Annotated in this window: 10 protein-coding genes; 5 read left to right on the plus strand and 5 right to left on the minus strand. The window is 71.7% G+C overall.

The features are described 5' to 3' along the window. On the minus strand, positions 1-1,355 hold a 1,355-nt coding region (locus tag ABZ135_RS24320), incomplete at its 3' end, for a homocysteine S-methyltransferase family protein (protein ID WP_356698351.1). 243 nt (positions 1,356-1,598) lie between these two features. On the opposite strand from ABZ135_RS24320, the gene ABZ135_RS24325 reads away from it, so the two are divergent. The 5 genes from ABZ135_RS24325 (at position 1,599) to ABZ135_RS24345 (ending at position 7,958) form a co-directional block, all read left to right on the plus strand. Next, positions 1,599-2,363: an IclR family transcriptional regulator gene (locus ABZ135_RS24325; protein ID WP_356698352.1), complete on the plus strand. Its 765-nt coding sequence runs from the start codon at positions 1,599-1,601 to the stop codon at positions 2,361-2,363. 266 nt (positions 2,364-2,629) lie between these two features. Continuing rightward, a complete protein-coding gene (locus ABZ135_RS24330) occupies positions 2,630-3,415 on the plus strand; it encodes an MIP/aquaporin family protein (RefSeq protein WP_356698353.1) in 786 nt (261 codons plus the stop codon). 35 nt (positions 3,416-3,450) lie between these two features. Beyond that, a complete protein-coding gene (gene glpK / locus ABZ135_RS24335) occupies positions 3,451-5,001 on the plus strand; it encodes a glycerol kinase GlpK (RefSeq protein ID WP_356698354.1) in 1,551 nt (516 codons plus the stop codon). 16 nt (positions 5,002-5,017) lie between these two features. Continuing rightward, a complete protein-coding gene (locus tag ABZ135_RS24340) occupies positions 5,018-6,622 on the plus strand; it encodes a glycerol-3-phosphate dehydrogenase/oxidase (RefSeq protein WP_356698355.1) in 1,605 nt (534 codons plus the stop codon). Between the two features lie 157 nt (positions 6,623-6,779). Next, positions 6,780-7,958 carry a PAC2 family protein gene (locus ABZ135_RS24345; protein ID WP_356698356.1) on the plus strand — a complete coding sequence of 393 codons (1,179 nt, stop codon included), beginning with the start codon at positions 6,780-6,782 and terminating at the stop codon, positions 7,956-7,958. Positions 7,959-8,100: 142 nt separating this feature from the next. Here ABZ135_RS24345 and mshC read toward each other — a convergent pair whose 3' ends face one another. The 4 genes from mshC to ABZ135_RS24365 form a co-directional block, all read right to left on the minus strand. Beyond that, entirely contained in the window at positions 8,101-9,330 is a 1,230-nt protein-coding gene (mshC, locus tag ABZ135_RS24350) for a cysteine--1-D-myo-inosityl 2-amino-2-deoxy-alpha-D-glucopyranoside ligase (protein WP_356698357.1), read from the minus strand. 157 nt (positions 9,331-9,487) lie between these two features. Beyond that, complete coding sequence (locus ABZ135_RS24355) at positions 9,488-10,291, minus strand: SCO1664 family protein (RefSeq protein ID WP_356698358.1); 804 nt, start codon at positions 10,289-10,291, stop codon at positions 9,488-9,490. Further along, positions 10,288-10,878: a DUF3090 domain-containing protein gene (locus tag ABZ135_RS24360; protein ID WP_356698359.1), complete on the minus strand. Its 591-nt coding sequence runs from the start codon at positions 10,876-10,878 to the stop codon at positions 10,288-10,290. The genes ABZ135_RS24355 and ABZ135_RS24360 overlap by 4 nt, the downstream gene beginning before the upstream one ends. A 91-nt stretch (positions 10,879-10,969) precedes the next feature. After that, the gene (locus ABZ135_RS24365) at positions 10,970-11,659 is read right to left on the minus strand and encodes a histidine phosphatase family protein (protein ID WP_356698360.1); all 690 of its coding nucleotides are present in this window, start codon (positions 11,657-11,659) and stop codon (positions 10,970-10,972) included. Between the last annotated feature and the right edge of the window lie 16 nt (positions 11,660-11,675).

Consider the following 11,675-nt stretch of genomic DNA (forward strand, 5'->3'; position numbering starts at 1 on the left):
TAGTTGACCGAGTTGATGACCGCCCGGCCACCCAGCTTCTCCAGCCCCGCCCGGATGACCTCGACCTCCGTCGAGTCCAGCACGATCGGCAGCGTGGAAGCGGTCGCGAACCGGCCCGCGAGCTCCTCCATGTCCGCGACACCGTCACGACCGACATAGTCCACGCACAGATCGAGCATGTGCGCGCCCTCACGGATCTGGTCCCGCGCCATCTCCACACAGTCGTCCCAGCGGCCCTCCAGCATGGCCTCACGGAACTTCTTCGACCCGTTCGCGTTCGTCCGCTCACCGATCGCCATGTACGCCGTGTCCTGCCGGAACGGCACCGTCTGGTACAGCGACGCGGCACCCGGCTCCGGACGCGGCTCCCGCACCGGCGGCACCAGCCCGCGCACCCGCTCCACGACCTGCCGCAGATGCTCCGGAGTCGTACCGCAGCAGCCACCCACCAACGACAGCCCGTACTCGGCCACGAAGGTCTGGTGGGCGTCGGCCAGCTCTTCGGCCGACAGCGGATAGTGCGCGCCGTCCTTGGTGAGGATGGGGAGACCGGCGTTGGGCATGCAGGAGAGGGCGACGCCGGCGTGGCGGGCGAGGTAGCGCAGGTGCTCGCTCATCTCGGCCGGGCCGGTGGCGCAGTTCATGCCGATCATGTCGATGCCCAGCGGCTCCAGGGCCGTCAGCGCCGCCCCGATCTCCGAGCCCAGCAGCATCGTGCCCGTCGTCTCGACCGTCACGGAGCAGATCAGCGGGACGGTGTAGCCGGCGACCTCCATGGCGCGGTGGGCGGCGATGATCGCGGCCTTGGTCTGGAGGAGGTCCTGGGTGGTCTCGACGAGGAGGGCGTCGGCGCCGCCGGCGAGGAGGCCCTCGGCGTTCCGCTGGTAGGCGTCGCGGAGGGTGGCGTAGTCGACGTGGCCGAGGGTGGGCAGCTTGGTGCCGGGGCCCATGGAGCCGAGGACCCAGCGCTGCTGTCCGGTCTGCTGCGTGAACGCGTCGGCGGCCTCGCGGGCGATCCGCGCGCCGGCCTCGGAGAGCTCCTGGATGCGGTGGGCGATGTCGTACTCGCCGAGCGCGGAGAAGTTGCAGTTGAAGGTGTTGGTGCCGACGCAGTCGGTGCCGACCGAGAGATAGGCGTCGTGGACCGACCGGACGATGTCCGGGCGGGAGACGTTCAGGATCTCGTTGCAGCCTTCGAGCTGCTGGAAGTCTTCCAGGGAGGGGTCCTGGGCCTGGAGCATGGTCCCCATGGCTCCGTCGGAGACGACGACCCGGGAGGCGAAAGCCTCGCGGAGGGCGTCGGCCCGCTGGGCGGGGGTCGCGGCTGCGGGGGAAGGGGTCGGCGACGAGGCCATGGACAGAGCTCCCTGGGATGCGACGGCTGTCGGCTTTGCACGCTCGGAGGAGGGTGCACGGGCCCAGACTAGCCGTGCGCGTGCCGGGGTGGACATGGGGTTCCAGCAGGTGGACGGCATCCTGTGTGCGGGGACTCCCGGTCCGGCCCGTTCGTGGACGACACTGTCAGGTGTGACACAAGGTCGGCATCGACCGATAGTGTTCAGCATTGTCGAACAGCATGTGAGGAGAAGGGCCGGGCGATGGCGAAGAACATCCAGTCGCTTGAACGGGCGGCGGCGATGCTGCGACTGCTCGCCGGCGGCGAGCGCCGGCTCGGCCTGTCCGACATCGCCTCCTCCCTCGGCCTCGCCAAGGGGACGGCCCACGGCATCCTGCGCACGCTTCAGGCCGAGGGCTTCGTGGAGCAGGACGCCGCGTCCGGCCGCTATCAGCTCGGCGCGGAGCTGCTGAGGCTCGGAAACAGTTATCTGGACGTGCACGAGCTGCGCGCGCGGGCGCTGGTGTGGACGGACGACCTGGCCCGCTCCAGCGGGGAGAGCGTCCACCTCGGCGTGCTGCACCAGCAGGGCGTCCTCATCGTCCACCACGTCTTCCGGCCCGACGACAGCCGCCAGGTCCTGGAGGTCGGGGCCATGCAGCCGCTGCACTCCACGGCCCTGGGCAAGGTGCTGTCGGCGTACGACCCGGTGGCGCACAGCGAGGCGGTGGAGGTCGAGCGGGAGTCCTTCACTCCCCGTACGGTCACGGCGCTGGCGGACTTCGAGACGCTGCTGGACATGACCCGGGCGCGCGGCTGGGCCGCCGACGTGGAGGAGACCTGGGAGGGCGTGGCCTCGGTGGCGGCGCCGATCCACGACCGGCGGCGGATGCCGGTGGGCGCGGTCGCCATCACGGGCGCGGTGGAGCGGGTCTGCGCGGCGGGCGAGCTGCGCTCGGAGCTGATCGCGGCCGTACGGGACTGTGCCCGGGCGGTGTCGCGGGACCTGGGGGCCGGCCGCTTCTGAACGGGCGCTCACCTGCGCCCGAGCACCATCCGACCCGTCGGTAACGATCGCGTTATCGGCGGGTTTTTCACGCCCGCGACCCTTGACGCGCTGTTAACCCTGGCGCAAAACTTCCGTTCATCGGTCGGCATTGTCGAACAGGTACCGGCAATACACGCTAAGGTGTGACGGTGCCAAGGGCCGAAACCGCCCTCACCCCGAGGGCGCGGACCACCGGAGGGACCCGGGGTTCGCCTTCCCCTGGACGAAGGACAAAGGAGTCGCGGGTGTCCAGCTCCGACATCTTCCTCGGCGAGACCATCGGTACCGCCGTACTCATCCTGCTCGGCGGTGGTGTGTGCGCCGCCGTCACGCTCAAGAGCTCCAAGGCCCGTGGCGCGGGCTGGCTCGCGATCACCTTCGGGTGGGGCTTCGCCGTCATGACGGCGGTCTACATGACCGCTTCCCTCTCCGGCGCCCATCTGAACCCCGCCGTGACGATCGGTATAGCGGTCAAGGACGGGGAGTGGGGCGACGTACCGGTCTACTTCGCCGGTCAGATGCTGGGCGCGATGATCGGCGCCGCGCTGGTCTGGGTGGCCTACTACGGGCAGTTCCGGGCCCACCTCACGGACGAGTCGATCATCTCGACGCCGCGCGAGGAGGGGATGGTCGACCAGAAGGCCGCTCCCGCGGCCGGTCCGGTGCTCGGCGTCTTCTCCACCGGCCCCGAGATCCGCAACACCTGGCAGAACCTGGCCACCGAGATCATCGGCACCGTGGTGCTGGTGCTCGCCGTGCTCACCCAGGGCCTCAACGACAGCGGCAAGGGCCTCGGCGTCATCGGCGCCCTGATCACCGCCTTCGTCGTCGTCTCCATCGGCCTCTCGCTCGGCGGCCCGACCGGCTACGCGATCAACCCCGCCCGCGACCTGGGCCCGCGCATCGTGCACGCCCTCCTCCCGCTGCCGAACAAGGGCGGCTCCGACTGGAGCTACGCCTGGATCCCGGTCGTCGGCCCGCTGATCGGCGGAGCCCTCGCCGCGGGTATCTACACCCTCGCGTTCGCCTGAGCCGTCCTTCTCCCAGACCTCCCTTGGAGTCCACCGTGACCGACGCACACACCTCCGGCACCGCCTCCCACGGCGCCGGCCCGTTCATCGCCGCCATCGACCAGGGCACCACCTCGTCCCGCTGCATCGTCTTCGACAAGGACGGCCGGATCGTCTCCGTCGACCAGAAGGAGCACGAGCAGATCTTCCCGAAGCCGGGCTGGGTCGAGCACGACGCCGCCGAGATCTGGGCCAACGTCCAGGAAGTCGTGGCGGGCGCCATCCGCAAGGCGGGCATCACCTCCGCCGACGTCAAGGCGATCGGCATCACCAACCAGCGCGAGACCACGCTGCTGTGGGACAAGAACACCGGTGAGCCCGTCCACAACGCCCTCGTGTGGCAGGACACCCGCACCGACGCCCTCTGCAAGGAGCTCGGCCGCAACGTCGGCCAGGACCGCTTCCGCCGCGAGACCGGCCTCCCCCTCGCCTCCTACTTCGCCGGCCCCAAGGTCCGCTGGCTGCTCGACAACGTCGAGGGCCTGCGCGAGCGGGCCGAGCGCGGCGAGATCCTCTTCGGCACCATGGACTCCTGGGTCATCTGGAACCTGACGGGCGGTGTGAACGGCGGTCACCACGTCACCGACGTCACCAACGCCTCCCGCACCATGCTGATGAACCTCCACACCATGCAGTGGGACGAGCGGATCCTCGACTCGATGGAGGTCCCGGCCGCCGTACTGCCGGAGATCCGCTCCTCCGCCGAGGTGTACGGCACGGTCAAGGGCGGCGTCCTCGACGGCGTCCCGGTCGCCTCCGCACTCGGCGACCAGCAGGCCGCCCTGTTCGGCCAGACCTGCTTCGCCGAGGGCGAAGCCAAGTCCACGTACGGCACCGGCACGTTCATGCTGATGAACACCGGTGACAAGATCATCAACTCCTACAGCGGCCTGCTGACCACGGTCGGCTACCAGATCGGTGAGCAGAAGCCGGTCTACGCCCTGGAGGGCTCCATCGCGGTCACCGGCTCGCTCGTCCAGTGGATGCGCGACCAGATGGGCCTGATCAAGTCCGCCGCCGAGATCGAGACCCTCGCCTCCTCCGTCGAGGACAACGGCGGCGCCTACTTCGTGCCGGCCTTCTCCGGCCTGTTCGCCCCGTACTGGCGCTCCGACGCCCGCGGTGTCATCGCCGGCCTCACCCGCTACGTCACCAAGGCGCACATCGCCCGCGCCGTACTCGAGGCCACCGCCTGGCAGACCCGCGAGATCACCGACGCCATGACCAAGGACTCGGGCGTCGAGCTGACCGCCCTCAAGGTCGACGGCGGCATGACCTCCAACAACCTGCTGATGCAGACCCTCTCGGACTTCCTGGACGCCCCCGTCGTGCGCCCGATGGTCGCCGAGACCACCTGCCTCGGCGCGGCCTACGCCGCCGGCCTGGCCGTCGGCTTCTGGCCCGACACCGACGCCCTGCGCGCCAACTGGCGCCGGGCCGCCGAATGGACCCCTCGCATGGACGCCGACAAGCGCGACAGCGAGTACAAGAACTGGCTCAAGGCCGTAGAGCGCTCCATGGGCTGGCTCGAAGCAGAAGAGAACTGACGAGGAGTAATTCGCGATGACCACCCTGCAGAGCCTCCCCTCCCTGGGGATGCACCCGGCTGCCGGTTCCCTGCCGACCCGCGCCGAGACCAGAGAGCAGTTGTCCAAGGCGACGTACGACCTCCTGGTGATCGGCGGCGGCATCCTGGGCATCTCCACCGCCTGGCACGCCGCGCAGTCCGGACTGCGGGTGGCCCTGGTGGACGCCGGCGACTTCGCCGGCGCCACCTCCTCCGCCTCCTCCAAGCTGCTCCACGGCGGCCTGCGCTACCTGCAGACCGGCGCGGTCAAGCTGGTCGCGGAGAACCACTTCGAGCGGCGCGCGGTCTCCCGCCAGGTGGCGCCCCACCTGTCCAACCCGCTCACCTTCTACCTGCCCGTCTACAAGGGCGGCCCGCACGGCGCGGCCAAGCTCGGCGCCGGCGTCTTCGCCTACAGCGCCCTGTCCGCCTTCGGTGACGGCGTCGGACACCTGCTGAGCCCCGCCAAGGCCGCCCAGGACGTGCCGGAGCTGCGCACGGACAACCTCAAGGCCGTCGCCGTCTACGGCGACGACCAGATGAACGACGCCCGCATGGCGCTGATGACGGTCCGCGCCGCCGTCGACGCCGGCGCGGTCGTCCTCAACCACGCCGAGGTCACCGGCCTGCGCTTCACCAACGGCCGGGTCACCGGCGCCGAGCTCCGGGACCGCCTCGACGGCAGCGAGTTCGGCGTCGGCGCCCGCCTGGTCCTCAACGCCACCGGCCCCTGGGTCGACCACCTGCGCAAGATGGAGGACCCGAACGCGGCCCCGTCCATCCGCCTCTCCAAGGGCGCGCACCTGGTCCTCAAGCGCACCTCCCCCTGGAAGGCCGCGCTGGCCACCCCGATCGACAAGTACCGGATCACCTTCGCCCTCCCCTGGGAGGACATGCTCCTGCTCGGCACCACCGACGAGGAGTACGAGGGCGACCCGGGCGAGGTCGCGGTCAACGACAAGGACATCGCCCAGATCCTGGACGAGGCCGCCTTCTCCATCCGCGACCAGCAGCTCGACCGCTCCCTGATCACCTACGCCTTCGCGGGCCTCCGGGTGCTGCCGGGCGGCCCCGGCGACACCTCCAAGGCCAAGCGCGAGACGGTCGTCACCGAGGGCCGCGGCGGCATGCTGTCGGTGGCCGGCGGCAAGTGGACCACCTTCCGCCACATCGGCCGCACCATCATGAAGAAGCTGGAGTCGCTGCCGGGTCACCCCCTGGGCGACGACTACGAGCCGGTCGCGACCCTGCCGAAGCGGCTGCCGCTGCCCGGCATCGCCAACCCCAACGCGGTCGCCCACCGGCTGCTCGTGGACGGTCCGGCGCCCGGCCCGCGGATGGCCGCCGACACCGCCAAGCACCTGGCGACGCACTACGGTTCGCTCTCCTTCGACATCGCCCGCATGGCGAACGAGAACCCCGAGCTCGCCGAGCGCATCCACCCGGACGCGCCGGAGATCTGGGCCCAGGTCGCCTACGCCCGCGACCACGAGTGGGCCGAGACCGCGGACGACGTGCTGCGCCGTCGCACCACGCTGACGATCCGCGGCCTGGCCACGGACGAGATACGCGGCAAGGTCGAGGACATGCTGCGCAAGTAGCGACGCACCACGGGTAAGGGGCGGTCTCAAGAGAGGCCGCCCCTTACCCGTTTCGTGTGCGGCCCGGTTTTCCTGGGTAGTTGATCAAGGCGGACGCGGCCTGGGAAAGCCGTAAGGTTGGTCCGTACGACAGGAACTTCGACGAAGGAGGCGCTGGGTGATCGAGCTCGAGGGGGTTCCCGAGCTGATCGACCCGGTCATGGTGGCCGCGTTCGAGGGGTGGAACGATGCCGGTGACGCCGCCTCCGCGGCGGTCGCCCATCTGGACCGGGAGTGGAAGGGCGAGGTGTTCGCGGCGCTCGACGCCGAGGACTACTACGACTTCCAGGTCAACCGGCCCACGGTGTGGATGGACGGCGGTGTCCGGAAGATCACCTGGCCGACGACCCGGCTCTCCGTGGTACGGATCGGCGGCGAGAAGCCCCGGGACCTGGTCCTGGTGCGCGGGATCGAGCCGTCGATGCGCTGGCGTTCGTTCTGCAACGAGCTGCTCGGCTTCGCGCACGAGCTGGGTGTGGAGATGGTCGTCATCCTGGGCGCGCTGCTCGGTGACACCCCGCACACCCGTCCGGTGCCGGTCAGCGGGGTCACCTCCGACCCCGATCTGGCGCGGACGATGGACCTGGAGGAGACGCGCTACGAGGGCCCGACCGGCATCGTGGGCATCCTCCAGGAGGCGTGCACCCACGCCGGGGTGCCGGCGGTGAGCCTGTGGGCGGCCGTTCCGCACTACGTGTCGCAGCCGCCGAACCCGAAGGCGACGCTGGCGCTGCTCAACCGGCTCGAGGACCTGATCGGGCTGCGCATCCCGCTCGGCGAGCTGCCCGAGGACGCGCGCGCCTGGCAGCTCGGCGTCGACCAGTTGGCCGCCGAGGACAGCGAGGTGGCCGAATACGTGCAGACGCTGGAGGAGGCGCGGGACACCGCGGAGCTCCCGGAGGCGTCCGGCGAGGCCATCGCCCGCGAGTTCGAGCGCTATCTGCGGCGCCGTGAGCCGGGCACGGGTCCCGGCCCGGGCTCCGGTCCCGGCACCGGTCCCGGAGTGGCGACGGAGGGCGGCGACACCTCGTATCTGCGGGACAGCACGAGCGAGCGGACCCGCCCGCCGAAGCCGCAGCAGCCCGGCCCCGAGGCCGTACCGGGCGCGGAGCCCGGGCCCCAGCCCGCGCCGGAGTCGGAGCCGGAGTCGGCGTCGGAGCCGGGGTCGGCGTCTGACCCCGCATCGGCGTCGGACCCGGACCGGGAACAGCGCACGGGCGGAAGCGCGGGCGAGGATGCGGGCGAGGGCGACGGCCGGGAGACGAAGCCGGGCGGCGACGAGGCCGCCGGCGCGTGACCGGTACGGGCTGACGAGTGATCGATACGGGAGGGGTGGCGCGGCCGCCCCTCCCGTAGCCGTTCGACGGGGCCGGTGACGCGGAAGCGGCCGCCCCCGGGCCTCGCGGGGAGGTCCGGGGACGGCCGCGTGGCCGTGCGTCCTAGAGGGCGACGCCGAGGAGGGCGTCGACCGCGCGGGAGACGAGGCCGGGGGCGGACTCGTCCGTGCCGCCCTCGGCCGCCTGGAGCTCGGTCCAGCGGTCCACCGCGGCGAGCGCCGCCGGGGCGTTCAGGTCGTCGGCGAGCGCCTCGCGGAGCTCCTCGACGAGGGCGTCGGCGGACGGGCCGTCGGGACGCGAGACGGCGGCGCGCCAGCGGCCGAGACGGTCGACGGCGTCCCGCAGGACCTCGTCGGTCCACTCCCAGTCGTCCCGGTAGTGGTGCGAGAGCAGCGCGAGCCGGATGGCGACCGGGTCGACGCCCTCGCGGCGCAGCGCGGAGACGAAGACCAGGTTGCCCTTGGACTTGGACATCTTCTCGCCGTTCAGGGCGACCATGCCGGCGTGGACGTACGCCTTGGCCATGGGGAACTCGCCGGTGAGGGCCTGGGCGTGGGAGGCGCCCATCTCGTGGTGCGGGAAGATCAGGTCGGAGCCGCCGCCCTGGACGTCGAAGCCCATGCCGAGGTGGTCGAGGGCGATGGCGACGCACTCGATGTGCCAGCCGGGGCGGCCGGGGCCGAGGCTGCCGCCGTCCCAGCTCGGCTCGCCCTCGCGGGCGGCCATCCACAGCATCGGGTCGAGGGGGTTCTTCTTGCCCGGGCGGTCCGGGTCGCCGCCGCGCTCGGCGGACAGGTGGCGCATCAGCTCGGTGTCGTAGTTCGAGACCTGGCCGAAGTGCGGGTCGGCCTCGACGGAGAAGTAGATGTCGCCCTCGAGCTCGTAGGCGGCGCCGGAGTCGCGCAGCCGCTCGACGAGCGGGACGATGCCCGGTATCGCCTCGACCGCGCCGATGTACTGCTGCGGGGGCAGCATGCGCAGGGCGGTCATGTCCTCGCGGAAGAGGGCGGTCTCGCGCTCGGCGAGGCCGACCCAGTCGATGCCGTCGCGGTTCGCCCGCTCGAGGAGCGGGTCGTCCACGTCGGTGACGTTCTGGACGTAGTGGACCTGCCGCTTGGTGTCGAGCCACACGCGCTGAACGAGGTCGAACGCGTTGTAGGTCGCCGCGTGTCCCAGGTGGGTGGCGTCGTACGGCGTGATGCCGCAGACGTAGATACGGGCGACGGGGCCGGGGGCGAGGGTCACTCGTCCACCGGTCGCGGTGTCGTGAATCCGGAGGTCGCGGCCCTTGCCGGGCAGGGCGGGGACCTCAGAAGCGGGCCAGGCATGCATGTCCTGAGCGTAACCGGACAGCTCTTCCGGATACGAACCGCATCCGGGATCTTGTCCGATCTGGCGGTCTTGCGTGACGAGCCCGTTCATGCATACCCCCGGGGGGTGTTCCCGTGTTCCGGAAGATTGGCCGAAAACGTTCGACGCCTCGCGTCGGCTACACCGGAGGCCAGGGGATCGCGGGCCACTGACCGGAGGGTACGGGGTGGCGCCCCGTCCCGCGCAGCGCGGCGACCCGCCGCCGCAGGGCGTCCACCTCGGCGGCCGTCAGGAGCCCGGCGAGCCGTTCGGCCAGCGGAGTGCCCGGGGCCAGCCGCGCGTCGAGCGCCTCCAGGACGGCGAGGGCCTCCTCGGTGAGCTCCTCCCCCGCCCAGCCCCACAGCAGGGTCCGCAGCTTGTCCTCGACGTGGAAGGAGACCCCGTGGTCGATCCCGTACAGGCGTCCGTCCGGCGCGGGCAGCAGGTGCCCGCCCTTGCGGTCGCCGTTGTTGATCACTGCGTCCAGGACGGCGAGCCTGCGCAGCTCCGGGGTGTCGGCGTGCACGAGCAGCGCCGTGCGGTCCTCGGCGACCTGGGCGGGCCCGACGGCCTTCCAGCCCTCGCCCGGCTCCTCGTCCTCGACGAGGGCCAGGAGGGCGGCCTCCGGATCGGTCTCGATCCAGAGCTGGACCATGCCCTCGCCGTACGGGCCGTCCCGCAGCACCGTGGGCGGGACCAGGCCCCAGCCGGTCGCCTCGGACAGCTCGTAGGCGGCGACCTCGCGCTGGGCGAGGGTGCCGTCGGGGAAGTCCCACAGCGGGCGCTCGCCGGCGACCGGCTTGTAGACGCAGGCCGCCTCCTCGCCCGCGTACGCGACGGAGCAGAACAGGACCGCGTTGGACGCCTCGCGGACCTGGCCGCGGACGGTCAGCTCCCCCAGCCTGAGCAGGTCGACCGCCGTGAGGGCCTGGTGACTGCTCATGCGCCGCGACGGTATCCGTTCTGGCGCGGGCAGACGTGGCCCTCCGGGTCGAGCGGCAGGCTGCACAGCGGGCACGGCGGCCGGCCGGCGTTGACGACGTCGAGGGCCCGCTTGGCGAAGGCCCTCGCCTGGGCGCCGCTGAGCCGGACCCGCAGCATGGGCGGGCCGTTCTCCTCGTCCTGGAGCAGCCGCTCCTCGGCCTCGGCGAGGTCCTCCTCGGAGTCCGCGTCGAGCTCGACGAGCGCCTGCGCCTCGACGATCATGACCTGTTCCTCGCCGTCCCAGGCGAGGGCCATGGTGCCGACCCGGAACTCCTCCTCGATGGGGGTGTCCAGCGGGGCGGTGTCGGTGGTGTCCGGCGGCGCGACCGCGGGGACGGGGGCGTTGCCGCCGGTGCGGCGCACGACCTCATCGAGGAGTTCGTCGATCCGCTCGGCGAGGGCGGCGACCTGGGTCTTCTCCAGGGCGACGCTGGTGACCCGGCCGGCGCCGGACGCCTGCAGGAAGAACGTACGGCGGCCAGGCAGCCCGACCGTGCCGGCCACGAAACGCTCCGGTGGGTCGTAGAGGAACACCTGACGGGACACGTTCCCGACTCCCTTGGGTCTCGACTGTGGTGCTGGGGACTGGTCTTGCGGCGGCTTTACAGCGGCGCGTCCACCCTACTGCGCGGATGGATCACGGTGCGCCCGCACCGCCTCCGACCTCCGCCGCCCCTCCGTCGGCGGGGCTCTCGCGCGGGGCGAGGCCGGCGAGGTCGCCGGTGTCGCCGAGGCGGACGAGGAAGGGGCGCAGGCGGGTGTAGCGGATGACGGTCAGGGAGCACGGGTCGACGTGGATGCGCTGGAAGAGGTCGAGGTGCAGGCCGAGGGCGTCGGCGACGAGCGACTTGATGATGTCGCCGTGCGAGCACATCACGTAGACGGCGTCCTCGCCGTGCCCGGTCTCGATCCGCTCGTTCCAGTCGCGCACCGCGTCCACGGCCCTGGCCTGCATGGCGCGCATCGACTCGCCGCCGGGGAAGGCGGCGGCGGAGGCGTGGGCCTGGACGACCTCCATGAGCGGTTCGTCCATGAGCTCGGCGAGTTTGCGGCCCGACCAGTCGCCGTAGTCGCACTCGCTGATCCGCTCCTCGGTGTGCAGCGGCAGTCCGGGGCGGGCGTCGAGCAGCGGGCGCACGGTCTCGCGGCAGCGCTGGAGCGGGCTGGTGACGACCGCGGCGAGCGGCACCCCGGCGAGGCGCCCGGGCAGCGCGGCGGCCTGCGCCGCGCCGCGTTCGTCGAGCGCCACCCCGGGCGTCCGCCCGGCGAGCACCCCGGAGGTGTTGGCGGTGGAGCGTCCGTGCCGGACGAGGATCAGGGTGGCCATGTCGGCCAGCCTAGGG

Origin of the sequence: Streptomyces sp. NPDC006339, assembly GCF_040612775.1 — a bacterium.
GTDB lineage: Bacteria > Actinomycetota > Actinomycetes > Streptomycetales > Streptomycetaceae > Streptomyces.